The 22,961-nt window shown below is 63.9% G+C and carries 18 protein-coding genes and 1 pseudogene; 4 read left to right on the top strand and 15 right to left on the bottom strand.

The genetic code is table 11. From position 1 onward, the window contains the following. Positions 1–12 precede the first annotated feature (12 nt). The 8 genes from MKCMC460_RS08475 to MKCMC460_RS08440 all read right to left on the bottom strand — a co-directional run bounded on the left by MKCMC460_RS08475 (position 13) and on the right by MKCMC460_RS08440 (position 9,791). Positions 13–678, bottom strand: a complete 666-nt coding sequence (locus tag MKCMC460_RS08475; RefSeq protein WP_236981489.1) for a DUF1345 domain-containing protein — start codon at positions 676–678, stop codon at positions 13–15. An 18-nt stretch (positions 679–696) separates the two neighbouring features. Further along, entirely contained in the window at positions 697–1,452 is a 756-nt protein-coding gene (locus MKCMC460_RS08470; RefSeq protein ID WP_236981488.1) for an evbL, read from the bottom strand. Next, positions 1,449–2,894, bottom strand: coding sequence for a wax ester/triacylglycerol synthase family O-acyltransferase (locus MKCMC460_RS08465; RefSeq protein WP_236981487.1), 1,446 nt, complete (start codon positions 2,892–2,894; stop codon positions 1,449–1,451). Before MKCMC460_RS08465 ends, MKCMC460_RS08470 begins: the two co-directional genes overlap by 4 nt. A gap of 119 nt (positions 2,895–3,013) precedes the next feature. After that, complete coding sequence (locus MKCMC460_RS08460) at positions 3,014–3,229, bottom strand: hypothetical protein (RefSeq protein WP_236981486.1); 216 nt, start codon at positions 3,227–3,229, stop codon at positions 3,014–3,016. Next, positions 3,226–4,404, bottom strand: a complete 1,179-nt coding sequence (locus MKCMC460_RS08455; RefSeq protein WP_236981485.1) for a Wadjet anti-phage system protein JetD domain-containing protein — start codon at positions 4,402–4,404, stop codon at positions 3,226–3,228. Before MKCMC460_RS08455 ends, MKCMC460_RS08460 begins: the two co-directional genes overlap by 4 nt. After that, a complete protein-coding gene (locus tag MKCMC460_RS08450) occupies positions 4,401–7,784 on the bottom strand; it encodes an ATP-binding protein (RefSeq protein WP_238305550.1) in 3,384 nt (1,127 codons plus the stop codon). The genes MKCMC460_RS08455 and MKCMC460_RS08450 overlap by 4 nt, the downstream gene beginning before the upstream one ends. Next, positions 7,777–8,352, bottom strand: coding sequence for a DUF4194 domain-containing protein (locus MKCMC460_RS08445; RefSeq protein WP_236981484.1), 576 nt, complete (start codon positions 8,350–8,352; stop codon positions 7,777–7,779). Before MKCMC460_RS08445 ends, MKCMC460_RS08450 begins: the two co-directional genes overlap by 8 nt. Further along, a complete protein-coding gene (locus tag MKCMC460_RS08440; protein ID WP_236981483.1) occupies positions 8,349–9,791 on the bottom strand; it encodes a DUF3375 domain-containing protein in 1,443 nt (480 codons plus the stop codon). Before MKCMC460_RS08440 ends, MKCMC460_RS08445 begins: the two co-directional genes overlap by 4 nt. 74 nt (positions 9,792–9,865) lie before the next feature. Here MKCMC460_RS08440 and MKCMC460_RS08435 point away from each other — a divergent pair, with 74 nt between their 5' ends. Then, positions 9,866–10,429: a TetR/AcrR family transcriptional regulator gene (locus tag MKCMC460_RS08435; RefSeq protein WP_236981482.1), complete on the top strand. Its 564-nt coding sequence runs from the start codon at positions 9,866–9,868 to the stop codon at positions 10,427–10,429. A gap of 56 nt (positions 10,430–10,485) precedes the next feature. Further along, positions 10,486–11,655 carry an acyl-CoA dehydrogenase gene (locus tag MKCMC460_RS08430; RefSeq protein ID WP_238305547.1) on the top strand — a complete coding sequence of 390 codons (1,170 nt, stop codon included), beginning with the start codon at positions 10,486–10,488 and terminating at the stop codon, positions 11,653–11,655. A gap of 68 nt (positions 11,656–11,723) precedes the next feature. Here the strand turns inward: MKCMC460_RS08430 and MKCMC460_RS08425 are convergent, their stop codons facing one another. From MKCMC460_RS08425 to MKCMC460_RS08415, 3 genes are all read right to left on the bottom strand, one after another. Continuing rightward, positions 11,724–12,923, bottom strand: a complete 1,200-nt coding sequence (locus tag MKCMC460_RS08425; protein WP_236981480.1) for a hypothetical protein — start codon at positions 12,921–12,923, stop codon at positions 11,724–11,726. 95 nt (positions 12,924–13,018) lie between these two features. Beyond that, a complete protein-coding gene (locus tag MKCMC460_RS08420; protein ID WP_236981479.1) occupies positions 13,019–13,822 on the bottom strand; it encodes a crotonase/enoyl-CoA hydratase family protein in 804 nt (267 codons plus the stop codon). Positions 13,823–13,868: 46 nt separating this feature from the next. Next, positions 13,869–14,105, bottom strand: coding sequence for a DUF1059 domain-containing protein (locus MKCMC460_RS08415; protein ID WP_238305543.1), 237 nt, complete (start codon positions 14,103–14,105; stop codon positions 13,869–13,871). An 82-nt stretch (positions 14,106–14,187) separates the two neighbouring features. Between MKCMC460_RS08415 and MKCMC460_RS08410 the strand changes: the two genes are divergently transcribed. Beyond that, positions 14,188–15,057 carry a sigma-70 family RNA polymerase sigma factor gene (locus tag MKCMC460_RS08410; protein ID WP_236983882.1) on the top strand — a complete coding sequence of 290 codons (870 nt, stop codon included), beginning with the start codon at positions 14,188–14,190 and terminating at the stop codon, positions 15,055–15,057. A gap of 5 nt (positions 15,058–15,062) precedes the next feature. On the opposite strand, the pseudogene MKCMC460_RS08405 reads toward MKCMC460_RS08410, so the two are convergent. Both MKCMC460_RS08405 and MKCMC460_RS08400 read right to left on the bottom strand, forming a co-directional pair. Next, positions 15,063–16,180: pseudogene (locus tag MKCMC460_RS08405) on the bottom strand (IS3 family transposase). A 241-nt stretch (positions 16,181–16,421) separates the two neighbouring features. Then, entirely contained in the window at positions 16,422–21,899 is a 5,478-nt protein-coding gene (locus MKCMC460_RS08400) for an AAA domain-containing protein (RefSeq protein ID WP_236981477.1), read from the bottom strand. Positions 21,900–22,087: 188 nt separating this feature from the next. Here MKCMC460_RS08400 and MKCMC460_RS31385 point away from each other — a divergent pair, with 188 nt between their 5' ends. Continuing rightward, positions 22,088–22,219 carry a hypothetical protein gene (locus tag MKCMC460_RS31385; RefSeq protein WP_255731144.1) on the top strand — a complete coding sequence of 44 codons (132 nt, stop codon included), beginning with the start codon at positions 22,088–22,090 and terminating at the stop codon, positions 22,217–22,219. A 141-nt stretch (positions 22,220–22,360) separates the two neighbouring features. On the opposite strand, the gene MKCMC460_RS08395 is transcribed toward MKCMC460_RS31385, so the two are convergent. Both MKCMC460_RS08395 and MKCMC460_RS08390 read right to left on the bottom strand, forming a co-directional pair. Beyond that, entirely contained in the window at positions 22,361–22,582 is a 222-nt protein-coding gene (locus tag MKCMC460_RS08395; protein WP_236981476.1) for a hypothetical protein, read from the bottom strand. Beyond that, a complete protein-coding gene (locus MKCMC460_RS08390; protein WP_238305541.1) occupies positions 22,558–22,959 on the bottom strand; it encodes a TetR/AcrR family transcriptional regulator in 402 nt (133 codons plus the stop codon). The genes MKCMC460_RS08395 and MKCMC460_RS08390 overlap by 25 nt, the downstream gene beginning before the upstream one ends. Positions 22,960–22,961 lie beyond the last annotated feature (2 nt).

The following is a 22,961-nucleotide window of genomic DNA, read 5'->3' as shown; positions in this document are numbered from 1 at the left end:
TCCTGTATGGACTCATGAATTACTGAGTGCTACAACAAGATTGATCGTCACCGCCAATATCACCGCACCGAAGAGGTAGGACAACAACGCCTGCGCGAGTGCGATGCGGCGCAACTGGCCGGTCTGCAGGGTGGTGTCGGAAACCTGATAGGTCATGCCGATGGTGAAGCCCAGGTAGAAGAAGTCCAGGAACCGCGGGGCGTCGGACCCGTTGAAGTTGATGGACGTGATTCCGTCGGCAGCATCGGAGTAGTAGACGTCGGCGTAGCGGACGCTGAACACGGTGTGCACGACGCACCACGCGGCGACGATGCTGACCACGCCTACCGCCGCGGCCACATCCTTCTCCGGGCCGGACTTCGACCCGGCGACCAGGAGATGTTCCACGCCGGCCAGGCTCGCCACGCTCGCCGTCAGGATCACCGCGTCGGTCAGCCAACCGCGGGGCGGGTCCTCAGGTTCGACGTGCTCGCGGGTCCGGTCGGCATCCATCGGCAGCACGACGATCCACGTCCAGACCAGGTACGTCGACGCCGCGGCGATCCAGCCGACGCTGGGCGCGTACCTCAGCCCGGCCAGCAGAGGCACGAGCGTCGCGGCAGCGACACCAATACCCGCCGCGACGATCAGCCGGACCACCACCCGCGTCCGCCAGCGAGACCTTGCCTGGTGCGCCATGCCGCAAGCTAAACACCGTTACGGCAGGTTGGCCTGCAACGACGACAGCGCGGCGGCGCCGAGTCGGGCAAGTTCGTCGGCCTCGTCACGGCTGAGGGCCGCCGCGAAGATCTCCGCCATCCGGCGATTGGTCGTCTGCTCGACCTGCTCGTAGCGGTCCTTCTTGTCGGTACCGTCGGCGAACGGCTCGGGCCAGCCGAACATCCTGGTGTACTCGGCCCCCTTGTTGAGCATGTGCGCTTCCACCGGGCTGACGCCGGAAATGGTGAGGGCGTTGAAATGCACACCGGCCCGCAGCTCGCGCAGGATGAACATCACCTGCAGCGCCCGCGCGGGAGCATCCTCGGCCAGCGGCATCGTGCGCCATCCCGCAAACAGGGGCAGACCCGCGGTCGGTGTCACCGCGATGAGCTTCTCGCCCAGTTCGGCAACACGGTCCAGGCCGTCGACTCCGGCCAGGTGCCTGCGGGCGAAACCAGCGGTCTGCTCCCAATATTGTTGCGCCGCACCAGCTGCGCCGCGTACCGCGACACCCTGGTCCCACAGCGCGGCCAGCGAATCGGGCTCGAAGACCGCGAACACCGCCGCGACCGTCGTTCCGCTGGCATCACCCAGCACACCGCCGCGGCCGGCGACGTACCCTGCCAGCGGGTTCTGGTAACCGGCCGCGACACTTTCGCCGAACGTCTCCGGATGCAGCATGAATACCGCGACGGCCTTCTCGATCGGCGCTCCGGCGGCGCGGGCCGCTTCGAGCATCCCGTCAGCAGTCATGAAAATCCTCCTTTGATCCCGGTTACCAGCGGAAGGACGGCGCCCACCGGTGTCAATTCACTGGAAAGCCCTGCAGCACTGCGTATTTCGATGAACGCATCGATCATCGCCTCGGTGGCCTCGTGCGGGTCGGTCAGCGTCACATCGTCGGTGAGCACCGAGATGGCCAGTTGATCGACGTAACTCCACACCGTGACGTTCATGCCGCTGCCCGCGACGATCGGCCCGACGGAGTAGATCTCGTTGACCGTGGCGCCCTCGACGTCGCCCCGAACCCGCGGACCGGGCACGTTGGAGACGGTCAGATTCATCACGCTGGCTGATTCGACTCGCCTGGCCTGGGCGCGGAACAAGCGCGGCGCCAACGCCGGCGGCAAATACGACATCCACGCCGGCAGCACCGTAGGGCCCAGCAACTGATGGTTCTCTTTGGCGATCTTGGTGGCCAGCGAAGTCAGCTTCACCCGCTCGATCGGGTCGTCGATGTGTACCGGCAGCGACGGCGTCATATAGGAGAACTCGTTGCCCGCCAACCGATCTGGGGAGGTGTTGTAACTTACCGGTACGCCGGCGATCAAGGGCTCGCCGGCTTCACCGTCGTATCGCAGCAGCAGTCGACGCAGCGCGCCGGCGACCATGGCCAGCACCACATCGTTGAGCGTGACCCCGAGGTGCTTGGCCGTCTGCTTGACGTCCGCCAGCGGCAGCGGCGCGGTGGCGAACAGACGACCCGGGGTCACCCGGTGATTGATGAAGCATGGGGGCGGTGCGAAGTTGCGCGCAAGCTCGGGGTGCGCGCCGCGTTCCTTGGCGCGGCGGCGGACCCGCCGGACACCGGTGGTCGTCTCGGTGAGCAGGCGGGGCAGCTTGCGGATCAGGCCGACGTGGTCGCGTGCGGCGGCCCGGAGCAGCTCGGCGCGGGTGCCCGGCAGGTCGGGCGCTTTGGCGCGGCGCCTCGGGTCCGGGTGCTCGAGCGCCATCGCCAGTGCCATCTGGTTGGCCGACGCCACTCCGTCGGCCAATACGTGGTGGACCTTGTGGATGATGGCGATGCGACCGTCGGCCAGGCCCTCGGCGACGTACATCTCCCACAGCGGCCGGGAGCGATCCAGCGGGGTACTGGCGATGTGACCGATCAGCTGGTCGAGTTCGCGTCGTCCGCCGGGCGCGGCCACCCGGGTGTGACGCAGATGGTAGTCGAGGTCGATGTCGTCGTTGGTCCGCCACATCGGGTGGTGCAGCTTCATCGGGATGTCGACCAGTTGATAGCGCAGCGGTTCCAACGCCATCAGGCGCGGGTAGGCGATCTGCCGGAACAGCTCGAAGCTGAACTCCTGGCTGAAACCCGAGATGTCCAGTACGCCGATTTTCAGCGTGTGCATGTGGATTTCCGGGGTCTCGCTGTACAACGTCAAGGCGTCCAAGCCGGTGAGTCGTTTCACATCAAAGCCCGTCCGTCAGCGCTGCCCGAGTGGTGCTACCCATTCCACCTCTTTCACTCCCGCGAAACCAGACCGCTCAGCCGACGTGTTTGTCGAACCACCCGACTCGGCTGGGACGCTCAGCTCCCCTCGCCGTCATCGGCCAGATAAGTGACGTCGTACATGCGCCGGCCCTGCTCGACCGGTGCGCCCTCGTTAGCACTCGCCTCGTCCAGCCGGACGTCGGTCAAGTGTGGGTTTTGCACGCGGACATAAGCTTCCAGTTCGGCCAGCAGCGCGCTGCCGTGCAGGGCCGCATCCGCGCGGGCGGTGCCTTTGTATCTCTTCCAACTCACGTCAGCGACTGCTCTCGGCTCGGTTCGGCTGCCGACGCCCGCTGCACCACCCACTGCCAGTCAATTCGCTCCTGTTCCAAGCGCACCCGTTCGCCAAGCCCATCGGTAACAAGGTCGCAGTAGAGCTCCTGCTCCGGCGGCGTGAGCCGGGTCAGAAGCGACCGGGCCGGGCGGTCCTCAGCCACCCAACGATCGCGATGGGCGAGCAGTGTCTCTCGGTCCATCAGCACCGACCGGACGTGCGGCAACCATGCCCTCAGCCGATCAAGAATCGCGAATCCGTGCGTGTCGATGTCGCCCCAGTAGAGGACATCGGCGCCAGCGAGCCACGGCGAACGGCCCACGCTGTCGACGTCGAAGCCCCTTCCCCAGATCACAACACCGTCTTCGGGGACGTCGAAGGACAGATAGCTGATCTCGTTCTCGACGATCACCGCCTGCCGTGGCACGACATCCAGTCGAGCCAACTCTTCAGGACGCAAGCCCAGTTCAGAAAGAGTCGGCCCGGGCAGACCCAAAGAAGGCGAGGGCCGTAGCCTTACTAAGCCTGGCTTCGACCTCAAGCCGAGGCCGGCGACAAAGCCCGCCGCCGTCGAGGAGACGCCCAGCATGGCCGCCAAAACCGGCCGGTGCCGTTCGGCGAACTTGGTGTCCACCCCGGGCGCACTGATCTCCCGCAAATATTTTTGCGATTGGCGATTAATGTCGAGCCACACGTACGCGGCGATCAGCCGCGGCATCTCCGGCCCCAGTTCGAGTGCACGATGCGGATGGTCGACGATCCACTGTCGAACCCGCCGATGTTGATCTGCCAGAACCAGCAGCTCGTCGAATTTGCGGACCAGCGCCGTCACCCCCAACAGCGCCACGGCTTGCTCGAATGTGGATATCATTGCACGGGAAGGCAATTGGTTGCGGCCAATTCGCCTGCCGCCAATAGCTTGCCACTGCAGGGTAAATCGTTCGCCGTCCCGAGCGCTTGCTTGGAGGTCGGCCACCCACTGTCGCGCAGCGGCTAAGTCGTCGCCGACCTGCGACGGCTTCGGTCCGCGCAGCGGCACTTCGATCGGCTCGAAAGGATCGCCGTTGGCATAACCACGTAGCAGGGACCCATCGTCCCACCGACGCCTGACTCGGACCGCGATGCCCGCCGATGTGGTCCAGGCGGGCTTCACGGTCGCCGCCCGTCGCGCCGGGACCGGTACTCTTCGATTGTCATCGTCTGCAGCCGAGAGAACGTTCCGGTTGGATTGTCAACGAAACCAATCGCTTTGACGTATGGCTCGATGACGTGGACCTTCTGCAAAGGCGTCACGATGAGCAGTTGCAGTCCCAGCGTAGCGAAGAGTTCCAGAGCGTAGCGCGTCGAGACGTCCGAGCCACGCCCGAATGCCTCGTCGATGACCGCGAAGCGGAAGTCGCGCGATCGCGCGACACCCCATTCCAGCCCGAACTGGTAAGCCAGCGACGCCGCCAGGATCGTGTACGCGAGCTTTTCTTTCTGACCACCGGACTTGCCGTCCGAATCGCTATAGTGTTCCCATTCCGCACCGGTTTCGGCATCGCGCTCGGAGGCAGAGAAGACGAACCAGTTGCGCACATCGGTGACCCGTCGTGTCCAGGACTTGTCCGATTCGGAATAGCCGTCGCGACCGCGGAAGCGTTCGATGACGCGCTTGACGTCGAGGAACCGCTGCTCGGAGTACTGATCACCGTCCACGGCGAGGCTGTCGTCGGTGAGGTTACGCAGATCGGAACGGAACTGCGCGACATCTTGATTGGTGGTGGGTTCCTTCTCTAGCCGGATGTAGCGACCCGGGTTGTAGGGCACCGCGCCGAGCGCCTCGTTGATGCGGTCGACGCGCTGATCGATCGCTGATGCCTGTCTGCCCAGCCAATTGTTGAACCCGGCCAACTCCTGGATGGCGTTCTTATTGAGCTGTTCTTTGAATTCGCTTTCGAAGCGCGGAAGATCATCGGTCGCTATGCGATCGCGGAATGTTAGAAACTCACGCCGGGCTTCGATATTCGCGTCCATGTCAGCGCGCAGCTCGGGCCACCGGCGCAGCACCTCGGCCATGTACTGACCCAGATTCAACGCATGACCGTTTAGTTCCCGCGTCAGCTTCTCGATGCGAGTATGCAGGGCACTGGACAGCGTGGTCTCCGCCTCACCACAATCCGCAGCCCGCGTCGGACGGGACCTGCCAATGCGTTGATTCAGTGCAGGATAGGACACGCGGGCCGTTGCCAACTCGGGTTCCGGCTGCGCCGCCACGAAGTCGTCAACACGTTGCTTGTCCTTCTTCGCCCGATCCGCCGCTGCGGCGGTGGTGGCCAGATCACCGGTGAGTTTCTTGATCGACTCCCCGAGGGCACAGGCCAATTCCTCATTTCGATCCAGCGCGCGTGTGATCTCCTGCAGTCGCGACGAGCCGGCCTGCAACCGGATGCGTTCGGCGTCATGGTCATTCGCGCGCGCTTCGGCCTCGCCAAAGTCAAGGTCGGTCCACGAACGGAACCCTTCGATTCGCAACAGGGCGTCCAGTCTCTCCTGCAGCGCTTCCCGCTGGGCGGTGAGAGTATCGACCTCGGCATCCGCCGCCACCCGCTGGACCACCAGTTCGTCGAGCTCGTTGCGCAGCGCGGCGATCTTTCGTTCGTTGGCCCAGCCGAGGACCCAGCGGCGGGGATCATCGACGCGGTAGCGATCGTCCTTCTCATGCCGATCGCCGGATCGCACCTGCCCCTGGCGAGTTACGGCACGGCGCTGGTTGCGAAATTCTTCGAGCGTTGTTGCGCAACGGAAATCGGCCCGCTTTACGAGCTCGTTCAGGAGGTATTCGCGGAATGGTCCGTCCTTGGCTTCGACGCAGTCGGCGAGCAGAAGTCCGTCATGTCGGGACGGCTGGAGACGGACCTGGTGCGGTGGAACCCGTTCGTACACCAACTTGGCTCCGCGGCCGCGGAAGGTGAGTCTTCGGTCGTTGACCCATCGGGTGACGGCGTCGTAGTGCGGTTGGGGAACTAGCAGCGAGAGCGCAAATCCACGCAGCACTCGTTCCGCCGCCCCCCGCCATTCGGCATGCTCGTCGAATATGTCGAGAAGTTCCCCGGCATAAGGAATATCCTCCGGCCCCAGACCCAGGGCTGCACACAAGTCGGCGCGCAGTTCGACCTGCTCTGGCGGCAGGTTGCTGGTGCGCTGCTCCAGGCTGGCGAGCTCGTCGGCGATCGCGTCGCACTTACGTTGGTAGTCCTTTGAGATCCCGATCGCCTCGGCGGTGGCCGCGTCCAGGGCTCGTTTCTCGTCCGCCCGTCGCGGGCGTTCGGCGGTGACCAAGGCGGACAATGCCTCATGCGCGGCCCGGTCGGCGACCGGCTCGAGCCCGGCGCCGCGCACGGCATCGTCGAACAATGTCCTGGTATGACGGCGTGTTTCGGCTTGGGCCCAGGCCTCGTGGGCGAGCCGCTGCAGCTCGCCGATGCGATCTCCCCCTGCCTTGGCGCGTTCTTCGATGAGAGACTCGCGTTCATGCTTGAGCCGCAGCTCGCCTGCTTCGGCTGCGGCTAGTTGTTCTGCCCGGTCCGCGCAGTCGGCCTCTAGCCGAGCGATCTCGTCCGCCAGCAGTCCGGAGCGCAACTCGGCGATGAACACGCGGACCGCGGATCGTTCGCTCTCCATTGCATCGCGTTCGCCAAGTGCGGCATCGTATTTGGCGGCGGTCGCCACAATAGGCTCGAACGCCTCGAGTTGTTCCCGCGCACGCCGCACGGCGTCGTGCGCCTTGGTCAAGTCCTCGAAGTGGGCGATGATGTCCCGCACGCGTTCGGTCGCGTCGCTGGGTTCCAGCATGTGGTCGCGCACGAAATCGTTGAGGTTGCCGACGGATTTCATCGAAACGGTCTGGTGGAACAGTTCCAGTGCCTGTTCGGATCGAATTCCAAGCAGACGGCGCAACGATGTTGCGTACTTTGGGAATTCGTCGAAGATCTCTGCCCCGGCACCGCGCAGTCGCCTGCGCAGATCCCGAAGATCGGAGCCGAACTCGGCAAAGTCCGCCGCAATCGTGAGTTGCTTGGTGGCGGTGACGAAGAAACGGTACGGCTGTCCGGCACTTTCGCGCTGCTGGAAGACCTGCGCAAGGGTGACGGTTTCGTCGTAGCCGTGGTTGGTGAAGACACCGAGAAGTACCGAATAGGTCCGGCGGTTCTCCCGAAGGCCCTTGGCGCGCGATTTTCCGGTGGTCTCATTCCGTTCGGATTTGTAGTGGCCTTCGACATAGGAGCGCAGGGTGCGTTCCTTGGCCTCAGCGCCGGCGGCCTTGTTGTATGCCGCCTTATGAGACGGCACCAGTAACGTGGTGAGCGCGTCGACGATCGTCGACTTGCCGGAGCCGATGTCACCGGTGAGCAGTGCGGTCTCCGCCCTGGGCGTAAACCGCCAGACCTGGTTGTCGAAGGTGCCCCAGTTCAGGAGTTCGGCGTACTCGAGCCGGAAACCTGCTCTCCCGGAATCACCGAGACCTGCTGCAGCGGAGGCTGTTTCATTCATCGGCTACCGAACCCGCGTACTGCCGTAACTTACCCGCGAAGTCCGACAGGGTCTGGGCATCGACGTAGGCTTTGAGGATCCGCCGCACCTCCCACTGGTCGCGCTGACCGCGTAACGGTCGTAGGAATCCGAGTTCGGTCGCCTTCTTGATGGTCGTCTCCGCCTGGTCCACGACCCGGGCATCGTTGCTGGACTCGGCCTGGAACAGACGCAACATCTCGACGATCTGGTCGGAGGTGAGGACCAACTTTCCGTCACTGCCCGCCGTCTCGAACTCGACGAGCCGTTTGCGCAGCAGGACCAACAGCAGGCTGACGTTGTAAGTCAGGGCGCGCCTGCGCACCAAACGAGGCAGCGCCTCGTCGCCCTCCTCGTCAGACCGGGACCGGAGGTAGGCATAGCCTTCCACGTCGTCGACGATCACGTCGACGCCGATGGTGGCGAAATGGTCTCGCACACCGGCACCCAGACGTCCCAGTGTCAGCCAGGTGTCCTCGTCCGATTCGCGGTAGACGACGCCTTGCATCAACCGGATGATGGCGCTGGCGACGGCGTGCTCGTTGCTCATCGTCGCCGTACCGTCACTTTCGGCAGCCTGGCCCGCTTGGTTGTCTGCGGATCGTCCGGATCGACGTATTCCAAGAGAGTTTCATCGCTGTCGTCCATGTCGACCATGACGTCGTCGTCGTTGAGCGCGAGGTAACCGACGATCTCTGCGGCGCCCTGTTCGATCGGGTACATCGCGACGACGTCGGACAACAGCGCCGAGGAATTCTCCGGCAGAACAGTGCGGATGACTTCGGCAAGCCGCGCTTGGTCGACAAAGGTCTGCGTGAAGAGCAGGTCCGCGTCGACTTCCTCAGCTTCCGGCGGAAGGTGGCTTTCGACGGCTACTTCCGCAGGAGGTTGGTAAAGCGGGCGTTCGAACGGCAGGGTGATGTCGATGCCCGGCTGATCAACTTCGAGTCCCCAGGTTGGCGGGTCGTCGCGGACCTCGAGCGCGGTGCTCTCGACCGCCCGGACCAAGTCGAGCACACGACGGTTCTCCATCCAGACCTGGTCGTCAAGGAAACGGCGAAGTTGTTCGGATATCTGTCGGACCGTGCGCTGTGCCCGATCAGCAGCTTCAGACCAGTCCTGGTGGATGCCGCTAATCCGCTGGTCAGCGTCGACGATGTCGAGGGTTGAAACCTTGCCGATCAGGGCGGCGAGCTCAGCCTGGCGCGCTTCGGAGAGCAGGAATTCGTAGAACGCCTGAAAACTTCGTCCCTGGTCCGAACCGGTGATCTGGGAACGGCTGCCGACCAGGTCGGCGAGCAGTTCGCCCTTGGAACCGTCCCAGGCCGCGATCTTCTCGCGCGCGGCGCGGTCCAGCAGCCGGAAGTTCTCCTCGACCTCGCGAAAGTCCGACAGCAGCTCCCGGGCGGTGGCAGCGAGCTGTTGGTAGCGATCGCGCACTGCAGTCCCGTCCAGCACGGTGAAGGTGCCAGATTCGACGGCCGCGATCTCGGCGTCGATTTCGTCGCGCCGCCGACGCAGCTCAGCCAGCCGCACGTCGGGTTCGACTTCGGTTCCGTGCACGATCTGCCGAAGCAAGTCCACCACGGTGTGCAACCTGGATTCCGTCCCCACAAAGGAACGGCCCTTCAGGGACATGACCCAGGCGTAGGCCTTCTCGAAAGCGGGCGTGACCTCATAGTGCACTTCGTCGTCGCCGGGGGGATAGAAGCGCCGCAGATAAGCAGTTTCGGTGGCCGCCCAGTCCTCTAAATAGGAACGAGCGTTCTTCGGGAACCGCTGCTCGCCACGCTCGGCCGGAATCTCAGCGTTCAGCGCGTAGAGATGGTCGTCCAACGCGGCCGCGACTTCGCTTACCGGGCACGCGCCTCGGTTGCCTTCGACGAAGAACTGTCCCAAGAAAGCGAGGATCAGCGTGGAGTTGCCGGCGCGCAGCAGCCGCCAAGCAGGATGCCGCTCCCGCAGTCCGTCGATCCTCGCGTAGTCCACCTGGACAGCGTAAGTAATGGCACCGACGGATGCGGGCGACGCCCGCGGCCGAACGACGCCTCTAAGGTAACTGGATGACCAAAGCCCAGCGGCGCGGCTCCGGTGAAAGCACCAAAGATGCCTGGCTGCAGATCGGGTACGAAGTCCTCGCCGAGGAAGGGTTCAAAGCCCTCAAGCTCGACGTGATCACTGCCCGCCTCGGCGTCACACGCGGCAGTTTCTACTGGCACTTCGCCGACATGGCCGCGTATAAGGCTGCGCTGGTGGCCAATTGGGCGCAGTGGCGCGACGAGGACCACCAGCTGATGGGCGACTTGGCTGAACTGGCGCCGCGAGATCGGTTGATCAAGATGATGTCGGTGCTGCTCAGTCCGCGGTACTGGACCCTGGAGCGCGCGATGCGGGAATGGGCACGCTCGGACGCCACCGCCGCGTCCAGCGTCCTGGCTGCCGACCGTCGGGTCCAGCGCGCGGTGCGCCAGGCTTTTCTCGACGCTGGCTTCGACGAGAAGACCGCGCGACAACGGGCCGACTGGATCTTTGCGATGGGCGTCGGCGCGCTGCATCTGGCATCCAAGCGGGCGTATATGCCAGCCGCGGAGCGCGCCGAACTGGTCGACTTCATGCTGCGGCCTTGAATTAGCTTGCGACCGGCCGATTTTGTCGCCATACTTTTTGGTATAGAGTTCCCGGTATGATACTGCCTGTGGAATCCGCTGCGAGCTTGGTACCCGACGACTTCGTCGCACGCCTGGCCCGACGGGCCGACGAAGCAGAGCGACTGCGGCGACTGCCGGACGACACCGTCGCGGAAGTCCGCGCCGGCGAGCTGCTCGGCCTGCTCGCCCCGAAACGTTTCGGCGGCCGGCAGGCGAGCTTCCCCGAGGTGCTCGAACCGGTGCAGCGGATGGCGCTGGGCTGCGCGTCGAGCGCATGGACTATCGGCTTCTTCGTACTGCACAACTGGCTGCTGTCGTTGTTCGACGAACAGGCCCAAGTGGAGGTCTTCGCCTCCGGCCCGGTGCTGGCACCCGCACCGCTGGCGCCGACCGGTTTCGGCGAGAAGGTAAGCGGTGGAATCAAATTGAGCGGAAAATGGTCCTGGGCCACCGGGATCATGCATGCCGACTGGGTGATGGTCTGCGCGTTGTGCGGCTCCGGCGACGACATGTTCCCCGGCCTGGTGCTCGTCCCGGCCGACCAGGTCAGCGTCGACGACGTCTGGCACACCCTGGGCATGCGCGCAACCGGATCCAACGACGTCACCATCACCGACGTGTTCGTGCCCGAGCACCGCATCGTCCCGCTATCGGACATTTACAACGGCACCTCAGCAGGTGCGGCGCTGCACGATGCCGCGCTGTACCGCTGGCCGGTGGTGCCCGCGCTCGCGTTGACCGCGGCGATGCCCATTCTCGGCAGTGCGCAGCTGGTGGTGAACGCGTTCGCCGAGCGTCTCGAGACCCGGGTGTTGGCCTACAGCGGTGTCAAGCAGAAGGAACAGCCGGCCACCCAGATCCGACTGGCCGATGCCCGGATCCGGCTGCAGGCACTGCAGGGACTGGTGACCGACATCGCCGGCACCATCGAGTCGATCGTCGCCGACGGCGGCATCGTGCAACGAAAACTGCGGGCCCGCGCACGAGCTACGGCAGCGCACGTAGTGAACGAATCACTTTGCGTCATCAACAATCTCATGGCGGCGTCCGGAGCGTCGGCCAACTTCCTGGCCAATCCGTTGCAACGGGCGCGCCGGGACGCGGAGATGGGCGCGGGCCACGTCATCTTCGATCAGGACGTCGCTCGCGAACTCTATGGTGCGCTGGAGATCGGGATGAAGATCTCGCCGATCGCGATGGTGTGATCCACCGACTCGCGCTGGGTCCGGATGCTCGAAGCGCCGGGCGTTGCCCACCTGCGTCACCGGGCCCTCTAACTCGGGTCCCCGTCGTCATCGTCGTCGTCGTCGTCGTCCAGATATCGGGCGTCCTCCAGAACCATCTCTCGAAACTCGGACTCGAATTCATCGATGGCGGCCTGTGCCTCTGCGGTCAATTCGTCGCGGATCCCGCTCTCGGCGTGAGCGAACGGAACATACGCGCGCATCACATCCGGTAGGTCCAGCAGGTCTTGAATGGACCGCTCATCGGAGTATTCGTCGAGCGGCAGAAAAACGTCGGGTAGGTCCCGCAGCCGGCCCGCGCTCCACCGCAATGGATCACCGGTGCCTTCATCGATGCACGTGCGCAACAAATCCCGATGGCCGGAGTCGTCGAATCGCAAGCCCGGCACTGTGGCAAAGAACCTGTCCAACAATTCCTCAATCTGGTCCTCAGAGAAGAACGGCGGTTGGTAGCCGCTGCCTCCCTCCGGCAAGCCCCGGGTCAGCCATTGCAGCAGCGGACGACTCGCCGGCCACGTGTCGGACTCGCTCAACATCGACAGCAGACCGTCGACCTCGACACCCCGATGCAACCAGGCACGGGCATCGGCGAGGCTCATTTCGACGAAGGTGGTGTCGGGATCCGTACGGCTGCGCGTCGCGACGTCGAGAACCTCCTGCAGTGGCGCGGGAACGAAAAAGGCGTCTTTGACCTCTGACACGACGGTGTGGTCGATGAAGGCCGCGCAGGTCATCTCCTGTCCGGAGGACAACTTCACGCCGAGCATCAGTTCGTCCCCCTCCCCGAGCACGTGTGTCATCCGCACCACCCGCTCGACGTGCGTTCGACCCAGATCGGTGATCCACTGCGGCAGGTCGTCATCCCGCGCGGCAACCTCTCGTTCACAGCGTGTCCGCAGCACCTCGTTGTCGAGCAATTCGGACAGCACCGCCAACAGCACCGTGGTTTCGGGAAGCTTGGTCGCGATAAAGCTGTCGATGAGTTCGCCGAGATTGACGGCCTCTGGCTCGTCCGGGTCGCTGAGCGCCCAGTGCCTTGGCTCCGTTGCCTGGATGATGAGGCTGACCGTGTGCAGCAGTTCCAGCGGATGCTCTTCGGCGAGGGCTTCGCGCACCGCGTCGACGAGCGGGAACTCCTCTTCGAGTTCGTGTGCGCGACGCGCCGAGCGCATCCGGCGCGCATCTCGCCTCGCCTGTTTGGCCTTGCGACGCTTTCGACTGTCCGGCATTGGGCGGACACTACCGCGTTGCACCGACGCCGTCGTTGCGGCTGTGAACAGGGGTGGGAATCGGCATGTGCAGTGCGAGTTGCCTTCGGTCACCGTTACGCAGGGTCGACGAAAACGGGCTTCTCCCCGGACATTCCGGCCGCCACCGCGGCGAGTTGATTGGGCGAACCGATCAGCCCCGCCTGCAGCTCGGATTCGAGGGCCAGCGCCCGGGCGGCGTCGTTACTGAGCCACGTTTGTTCGTAGAGCCGCTTGGCAGCACGGACGGCGTCCGGTGACTTCTGCGCGATCTCCTCGGCCAGCGCCAACGCCGAAGCCAGCGGATCGTCACTGTTTCGCGTGACCAACCCGAGCGCCAAAGCCTCACTCCCCGAAACGATCCGGCCGGTGAACGTCAACTCCTTGGCGACGTCGAGAGGCAGCAGCCGCGGGAGAGTCTGCGTAATGCCCATGTCGGGAACCAGGCCCCACTTGATCTCCATGATCGACAGCTTGGCGCCCGGCGCGGCGATCCTGATGTCGGCGCCCAGCGCGATCTGCAGCCCGCCCCCGAAGCAGTTGCCGTGGATCGCGGCGATGACCGGCGCGGGCACCAAGGACCAGTCGTAGGCGACGCGCTGCGCGAAGTTGGCCGCCCGGCCGCTCTCGCGCTCCAGCAGGACGCTGGTGCCACCCCGGCCGGACATGAAGCTGGCGATGTCCAGGCCGGAGCAAAAGCTCTTGCCCTCGCCGTGCAACACCACCGCGCGCACCGACGCATCACCCGCCAACTGCGCCGCCGCATCGACCAGGCCCGCGAACATAGCGTGATCGAGCGCATTGTGTTTGTCGGCGCGCACCATCGTCACGGTTGCCACGCCGGTGGTGCTGATCTGCACTCGAACTCTGTCTTCGCTCACGCGTGGAAACTTACCCCGCTATGTCGAAGGTCCGGGGCCCGGACCGTCACCTCACCGGCAGCTCGGCGAACCTCTTCTTGACGTCGTTGTACCAATTCATCGACTTCATCGGGTGGCGCCAGCGGCTCTTCATGTCCTCGCGGGCGGGCACGTGCGCATCGTCGCCGGCCTTGACGAGTTCCTTGAGGTGTCGGTCCTGCGCCTTGATGATCTCGTCGGCGCTTTCACCGCGGTGCGCGAGGTCACAGGGGCCACCGAGATCCTGGCACGTCATCGTTTTCATAAGCGTCCTCCCGCTCTGGTCACACCGGGCCGTCCGGGTGCGTCAGGATGATGACGCGTCCGACGACGAAAGTGTGACCGCCATGGTGAGCGACGATCAGCTACGCGACGGCTTCGAAGCCGAGCGCCCTCGCCTGCAGCGCATCGCCGCCCGGATCCTGGGCGACCCCGACGGGGCACAGGACGTGGTGCAGCAGGCGTGGCTGCGGCTGCACGCCACCGACGAGCCGATCGAGAATCTCGCGGGCTGGCTCACCACGGTGACGTCGCGGCTATGCCTCGATCGGCTGCGCGCCCGAACGCCGGTGCCGACGGAGTCGATTGAGCTCGAGGCCGTCGCGCCCGACCCGGCCGACGGTGTGGTGCTGGCCGACACGGTCGGCGTCGCGCTGCAGGTGGTGCTGGACCGTCTGACGCCTGCCGAGCGGGTGGCGTTTGTTTTGCACGACAGCTTCGGCGTCGAGTTCGAGGCGATCGCTGCGATGCTCGACACGACGCCGGTCGCGGCCCGCAAGCTGGCTTCGCGTGCTCGCGCCAAGGTGCGTCCGGCCGCGCCCGAGGATGCGCTGGGCGACTGGGAGATTGTGGACGCGTTCATGACCGCGGCCCGGGAGGGCGACTTCGCGCGGTTGCTGGAGCTGCTGGCTCCTGACGTGGTGGTCTCGGCGGACGCGGCCGCGATCGCGTTGGGCACCCCGCCGCGTTTGGAAGGTCGCGACGAGGTGGCCGGCTTCTTCAACGGCGCCGCCAAGGCTGCCTTTCCCGTGTTTGTCGAGGACCGGCCCGGCGCTGCCTGGATCCACCGCGGCGAGGTCAAGGTCGCGTTCGACTTCGCCATCGAGGCGGGGCAGATATCGCACCTACAGTTCAGGGCCGACGCCGACGTTTTGGCGAGGGTGCGCCGCCGCGAGGGCGGCTCTGCCATTTCGCGGCTTTCGGCTACTGATGTCTGATCGGACTAGACGGACTGGTGCGACGGCCGGCCGAGACCGGACTGGCGTCGGCGCCGATGGTAGGTGCGTTCGATCCGGGTGACGATCGCGATGCGTAGTTCCTCTCTGGTGTCCCAGCGGCGGCGGTTCAGCACGTTTTTCTGCAACAGGCTAAAGAAGCTCTCCATGGCCACGTTGTCGCCGGCTGCGCCGACGCGGCCCATCGATCCGACCATGCCATTTCGATGTAGGGCGAGAAACGAATTTCCTTGACCTGAGCTGAGACCCACGATCGGAGCGCAGGATGCAGCCGCCAGCGTCACCACGGCGTACCACAGCACTGCGCAGAGCCTGGGTGGCCAGACGGGACGCCATCCGGGAGTCGATCGAGTAGCCGACGATGCGGTTGGAGAATGCGTCCTTGATGGCGCAGAGGTAGAGCTTGCCCTCGCCGGTACGGTGCTCAGTGATACCAGCCAGCCACAACTGATTTGGCGCATCAGCGGTGAAATCCCGCTCGACGAGATCATCGTGGACCGGCGGCCCGGTCTTGCCGCGCTTTCTGCCGAAGACGCTCCACAGGCGATTCTGCGAGCAGACCCGCCAGCCGGTCCTCTCGGCCATGGGTTCGTCGGCGTCACGGGCTTCCTCGACGAGGTAGCGGAAGCCGAACTCCGGGTCCTCGTGGTGGGCGTCGAACAGGGCGTTGGCGCGGTAAGCCTCGACGAGTCCGGCGTCAGTGATCGGCTTGGCCAGCCAGCGGTAATAGGGCTGGCGGGCGAGCTTGAGTACCCGCCACGTCACCGCGACGGGGATCCCGTCGGCGGCGAGCTCCTTCACGAGCGGGTAGAGCCTTTCCCGGCAAATTGGCCTGCGACAGATAGGCCGCCGCTCGCCGTAAGACTTCCTTCTCCTGCTCCAACAGCCGATTACGGCGTCGCAGTTCGTCCAACTCCGTCGACTCAACGGTGCTCTTGCCGGGCTTGGCCCCTTCGTCGATATCGGCCTGGCGCATCCACTTGTGCAGCGTCATCGGGTGCACCCCGAAAACGGTCCCGATCTGCTCGACGGTCACACCATCGTCGCGGTTGCGGGCCACGCGCACGACGTCGTCGCGAAAACTCACGGGGTAGGGCCTGGGCACAACGACATCCTTCCAGCCTGCCCACCCGGGGCAAGCCAACTCAGATGTCACCATTCGTGCAGCAGACCTGATTGAGTCCCAACGCTTCCCAACTTTCGAGACGGCCGAGCGGACCGCAACTTCAGCCGGTCAGTAACCTCACGCAGGAAAAATCAGGCACTCGATCGGTGAACTCCTGTGTCGAAGTGCCCGTCCGGCCATCAGGTGGACCGGAACAAACTAGTACATACCAACTCTGGCCCTACTCCCAGCCCTCGCTTCCACCCAAAGCAGCGGTGGGCACAAGGGCCATCGCCGCACTCAACACTGCTCGCGCGTTCTCCGTAAGCCGCTGCAATCCGAGCACGTCAAGAACGGCGCGAAATAGCTCATCTTCTGAAAGACCTTCGATACCCGTGAACTCGGTAAGGTGGGCAGCGAGCTCGGCGGGAGGCACCAAGCTGAGCGAACGTGGTCCGAGTTCCCGCAACACGACCGGAGACTGAGTCGGCAACCTGAAAGTCTTTGGCTTGATGCCAGGTTCGTTAAGCGGATTGGCCGCGACCAGCTGCCCTCGACGCACAGCGAGTTCCATCGCTTGGTTCAGGCTTCTGGCGAGTTCCCGACCTACTCGGTGCCCGCCGTAGGCAACCCGATATGCATCGTGTACGCGATGACCCAAGACAGGGCCCTCGACTTCAACGATCCGAACAACATTGGCAATCAACTCTGGCAACGGTGTTCCCTGAATCGGAGGCAGAGGCTGTGTAAACGCAATATATGGCCGAAGCCGGTTCGTCAGCGGACCTTCGACGAGTTGCCTGCCAAGCAAACCGAGTTGCTCTTCCTCCGGTTCTCGGACTGTTTCGTCGACCGACTCGGGTATCGACTGGGTACCGTTCGCACCAGATGGGTGATCGCCGGCGCCGTCAACACGAGGCCGGCTGTGCGCCTCCGTCAAGAGATCCGTAGTGGGCAAGCATCTATGTATCGCGCGATGACCGTTTTCCGACGGCATGCCCGCACCTGCACCTGATTCCTCCTCGTCACGCCACATCGAAACACCATGTCCTGCTTCAGCTTCGACGATAGCGCGTCCCTCGTCGACAGATTCGTCGACTTCCTCAGCGCAGCTGTCGCCGTCATCAAAACTCGGATCAATCCAGTGGGCGGTGCGGATGTCGAGGTCGTCGAGCGTGTCCCACAGCTTCTGCAAAGTTCCGCGCATATCGGCATAGAACACCGATTCGCGGATCCGGAAGAACTTCCACCCACACCGCTCAAGGTCGCGCTGGCGAGCCAGGTCAGCCTGATATTGCTCTGGGCCGTGCCAAAAGTCGCCGTCGCATTCGATCGCCAGCCGCCCTCGGGCCCCGGTAACCACCATGTCGATGCGGTATCCCATCGCCTCGACCTGCGGCATGACGGTGTAACCCCGCTCGATGAGCCGATTAAACACTCGCTGTTCAAACAGGGAGTCGAACGGTGGTACCACCATATCCTCGGCGACCACGGTAGCCACCGCTCCGTTGCCCGCGCCATGCACCCGGTTGACCACCCCGTAGCAGTAGTCGAGCAGTTGGAACCGCATGTCCTCGGTGTTGAGCAGCGCCTCCCGCGGCATCGAATGATAAACCCACATTTGGTCTTTCGCCCGTGACGCGGCCACGTTGAAACGTTGCACATATTGGGCCTGGGTCAGCACGCCCATGCGCTTGTCCGCTTCCGGGGCCTTGACCATCGACAAGAACATCACATCACGCTCGGAGCCTTGGAAATCCGATGCGTCACCGCAGCGCAGTTCCCGGACCGCCCATTCTTCCGGCGACACCGCGTCGAGCAGCTTGCTCTCGATCAGCTTGGCCTGCTCCTTACCCAAGAGCGAGATCACTCCGAACGTCGCGCTGTCGTAATGCGGCTCGGCCAGGCATTTGCAGATCTGCTCGACGATCGCCTCGGCCTCGGCCAGATTGGTTTTATTCGCTGACTCGTAAGCATTCTCCAGATAGACCACCTTTATTGGATCGAGCCGTTCGGCGCCAAACTGGCGCACAGGAACGAGACGAATTCCCTCCGGCTCGTAGGCGATCCGGTTGGAAAAGCCTATGATTTCTGGTACGCAACGCCGATGCTCGGTCAGGGTGATCCGCCCGCCGAAGCGCATGTTGGCCTCGTCAAAATAGCTGCGCTTGGGGTCAAGCCAGGATTCCTTGTACGGGTCGTCGCTGAGATACAGCGCGGCAAGGTTCCGTAGCTCCTGCTGGTCCACGCCCACCGCGGAGGGTGACACCTGCTTATCGTCACCGATCACCACGATTTTGGGCGCCAGGTATTGCAGGAATGATGCCTCCAGACCGGCCTGTGAGGCCTCGTCGACGATCACTACGTCGTAGAGGTTCGGTTCGACACGAACCTGCTCGGCGATCCGGTACAAAGGCATGATCCACACCGGCACTGAGGGTCTGCAGCGGTCCATCGCCTCGGCGATCGCTGCCCGCTGCTTGGCCGCATACTTACCCGTGCCCTTGCCCAGTCGGGACACCAGCTGAGCGTATTGGGTGAGGTTGGCCCGTGCACTGCCGGTGATACGGTCCGGAGCGACGGCATATCCCCAGGCCCGCTCAGCCGCCAAATGCTCGACCTCACTGCGGATCTGGTCCTCGACTGCATTTAGGCTGGCCTTCAGCGCGTTGATGTCTTCGCTGTCCTGGGCCAGGATCCAGCGCCCGGTCATTTCCCATTGCCAGGCCTCTGCATACCTGGGCAGCCAATCGACCCATTGGGCGGCCGCCGGTTCGGCGGCGATCGCCGCGGCCAGCAGGGGCGCAGACCGGTCCAGCTCGGCGCGAATTCGATCCCGCTCGCTGACCAACTCCGCGACCCGACGCAGGTGAGTCAATCTCTCGTAGGCAGCGCTGTAGCCGTTGACGCTGCGGTCTGAGACTGCGTTCAACAATTGCATGGAGACCGCCGGCGGGTTGTGCTGCTGCGACTGTCCCAGCAGGTAGCCAGCCAACGTTTCAATAGGCGAGCTGGCAGCCAATGCGCCGTCGGCCGCAGCGGCTGCCTCGACCAGGTCGGCGTAACGCCGAATTTCCTCGAGATTGTTCCAATCCGGGACGGGCAAATTGTTGGCCTGGAACCACTGCCGTTCCACCTCGAGCTGAGCGCCCAGGGCCAGTACCTTGTCCAACTGCTCGATTTCGGTCAGATGCCACTGCAGTTTCTCCTCGAGGGTGTCCTCGTCGGGGATCTCGACGGTCGTCGGCCACGCTTGATCCATCGCTGCGATGGTGCGAATGGCGTCCACCCAATCGATGAAGGTTGTCAATTGTTGCTTGTCAACGGCAGGCAGATCATTGATCTTCACCGCCGCGAAGAACGGTTCGGCGAGCTTGACCGTTTTGGAAGTAAACGCCCCGATCTTCGGCGCACCGTCTGGCCGAACCCTAATCGCACCACCGGAATCCACATGCGCTAGCAATGATTTGGCGATCTGCTGATGCACACCCAGGTCGCCGGCGCCGACCACCACCCGGGTTGTCGGCCCGATTCGCATCGCGAGCCGACCTGCAGTCTCGGCCAACGACTTGATCTGGGCCGAACGCGCTAGCCATACTTGCTGACGACCGCTGCGCACATCACACAACGCATCCTTCATCCAGACTTCTTGGCGGTGTTCTAGGTTGATGGTCCGCTCAGCCAGCTGCGAGACTCGGTCACGCAGCTCGTAACGCAGTTCGGTGCTTAAGGAACGAACGAACTCGAACGAATCATGGGCAAGCAGCGCACTATAGCCGTCCTTGCGTTCCGTAGCCTGCTGCTCCGAAGCAACCAGTACGGCGAATTCCTGCGGGGTCACCAGCGACGCGGGCTCAGGCAGCAGCCGCGTCGCCTCGTCCTCGTTGGTGGCCAGATCCTCGCTGCTTATTAGGTTGTGCCACAACCGGATCTCCTCGGTCGAGACAGTAATTCCCGACCCGTCCCTGTCGATGTCGAACTGCCGGATCCACTCGTAGTCGGACTTGTGCCGCAGATGGTCGAAAGCTATAGCCGCCAGCGTGCCTTCGGCCGGACCATCGGTGCGCAGCTGCACCTCCTGGTGCCGGAGGACCAGCAGGCGGTTGCGGATCGCGGCGCGCTGGCGACGCAGATCGTCGATGCGGGCGAGGTGTCCGGCGATGGTGTGGCGCGAACCGTCGATGTCGAAATCGTCGGCGCGCCGGGAAATGTTGTCCACCGCAGTGCGCAGGTCGGCCATGTCCGAACGTGACTGGCCGATGACGGCGACGGCCAGGGACTGAATCTCGCGAGGCAGTTTGGCCCGGACCTCCCGCAGCGCCCGGTCAGTGTGCGCGGTGATCAGCACTCGCTTGCCTTGGGCAAGCAGGTGCGAAACCAAAGCTGCTGCGGTGTGCGTCTTTCCGGTACCGGGCGGACCTTGCACCACCGTCTGCGCCCGGCTGTCGACCCGCTCGATAATCGCACGTTGCTTGTCATTGACCGGCAGCGGCAGGAAGTCCTCCCCGTCGACAGTGACCACTGCTCCGGGCGTCTCCCCAGCCGTCGGAGCTTCGGGCTGACGATCCGGATCTATCAACGGCAGGACACCCGCCGGAACCTCGCCGGCCTTACGAATCTGAGCCACGATCGCTTCGTAGATCTGCACCAGTCCGCGGTTGGTGCGGCGCCGCAAGATCATTGCTGGGGCAAACGCACCGCGTGGGCTGGCCCCTGTCGGCGCGGTTGTGGCGTCCGCGTCATACTCCGCGTCGGCATCGAGGCGGTGGATGAGGCGCCGACAGATCTCGCCAATCGCGGGTTGATCGAGCAGGTGCCCGTCGTACTCGGCGGCCGTCTCTTTGATTTCGTCGAGCTTGGATGGACTGGAGATCAGCGCTGGGTCCAGCATATCCACTTCGATAGACACTGCGTCGGGAGCTGGCACTTGCGTTACGGTAAGGCGCCCCGAATTCTCATCGAATCCGATCGCAATCGGTGCGGTCGCGACGTGACGCAACACCTGTGGGTGGTTATCGGGCCGCCAGGTCAAGCAGCCCACCCCGACCACAAGCTCGAACTCATCGCTGTGGTCGGTGGACTTTAGATGAACTGCGAAAAGCTCTTTGTAAATGTTCCGGACCGCGACGTCGCGGCGCTCCCGCTCAGCCCACAGCCGCCAATCGGCTAACCACTCCTCGAATGCCTCGGTGATCTCGGAGTGCTCGGCCAACTCGATACGGCGGCGTTGGAGGTCCACTTCATCATCGCCGAGCTCGGCCGGGACCGGTTCCAAGCCGTAGATCGCTTCACGAAGCACAGGTTCCTTATCGGTGTCGGCGACGGGCCCCTCAACCCATGCCGTCAGGGCCTCGGGCACCGACGGCGGGTCCAGCTTGGCCACCCGGTCGATGGTCAGCAGCGGCGAATCGACGTCAAGTTCAGCAACTCGATGCGCGGACCGGATCGCCTCGTGCTCGGGGAGGTCGTCGAACCACAGCACCTGCTCGAATCCGTCGACGGTGCGAATCGGCTTTACCAGAAGCTGCTGAGTGCGGCTCAGAAAGGTGAATAGGTTGACCGCGCGGCGCACCAACCGCTCGTTGTCGCTTTCCTGCTCACCAGTCACAGCACACTCCTTCGCGAAGTCATCTTCACCACGGGAAACCAACCGACTGCCGTCGTCACCCGCGTCAATTTGCACGATTATGTCGGTTGCGTCCGACAGGTTCGACAGCACCCCGCGGCGTTGCTGAGGTTGTGCTGCGTAGGCTCGCCCCACTGAACCGCTCCCCTTTTACACGGCCCAAACTCCGGCCGCCTGGCCGTCTTGCACAACCCCTTTAATGCCCTTTAATGCGCATGGCCCGAAAGTGAACCAACCCGGGTCTGATGCACGCCTTCTTTCGAGGGAAGGTTGCTCGGATCATGCCGAAGAAATACGACGAGGAGTTCAAGGCCCGTGCGGTGCGGTTGGTCACCGATCATGCCGAGGAGTACGACACGACGCCCGTAAGGCCTGCATCACGCGGTCGCAAGCGGTGGATTTGGGGATCCTGATCGTGCTCATCTCGACCTCCTGAGCAAAGACGATTAGCAGCGACACGCCGCGATGCGACGATTTGAAATTTAGTCTCATAGAGCATCGTCGCGGTGTCGGAGGTCAATCAAGGACGGGCGCCGCGCTCCGCGACCGGGGAGCTACTCGTACTGCGGTTTGATCAACGGAAAGACCGCGTAGCGTTTGAGCATCCCGAGGCGGTGCTCGCGGGAATGCGCTGCGAACGCGGGCGCCAACAGGCCCAGAAGGATGCCCATCAACCACTCGACCGCGTCGTGCAGGTTGACGTCGTCACGCAGGTGCCGGGAATCAATGTACTCGTCCAGCAGTGTTTGAATCAGCGGAGAGATCGCTGCGCCCATGGCCTCAAGCCCGCCGCCGATCCGCGCAAGTGGGTATGAGTCGTCACCGTCATTTTGCAATGCCTTGAACAACTTTCAGATCGCAGCGCGTCGGCGAATAGCAGCATGCCCTGTGCGATACGCTCGGTCGCATCGGAGATGCCTTCGATCTGGTGGGCTACGATTCCCGCCATAGCGGTGGTTCTGGCGACGATCACTTCGCGTACCAATTCGTCCTTGTCGGCGGCGTAACGGTAGAGCGTGGCCCGTGAGCATCGCGCAGGCTCGGCGATCTCGTCGACGCGCACACCCAGGGGTCCACGCTGCCCGATCAGTTCGGCTGTGGCGGCGATCAACCGCGCGCGTACATCGTCTGGCATGTCGGTCCTTCCATCCACCA

This window comes from Mycobacterium sp. 20KCMC460, assembly GCF_022179425.1.
In the GTDB taxonomy this organism is placed as follows: Bacteria; Actinomycetota; Actinomycetes; order Mycobacteriales; family Mycobacteriaceae; genus Mycobacterium; species Mycobacterium kiyosense.
This window is presented reverse-complemented; position numbering and strand designations above follow the sequence as displayed.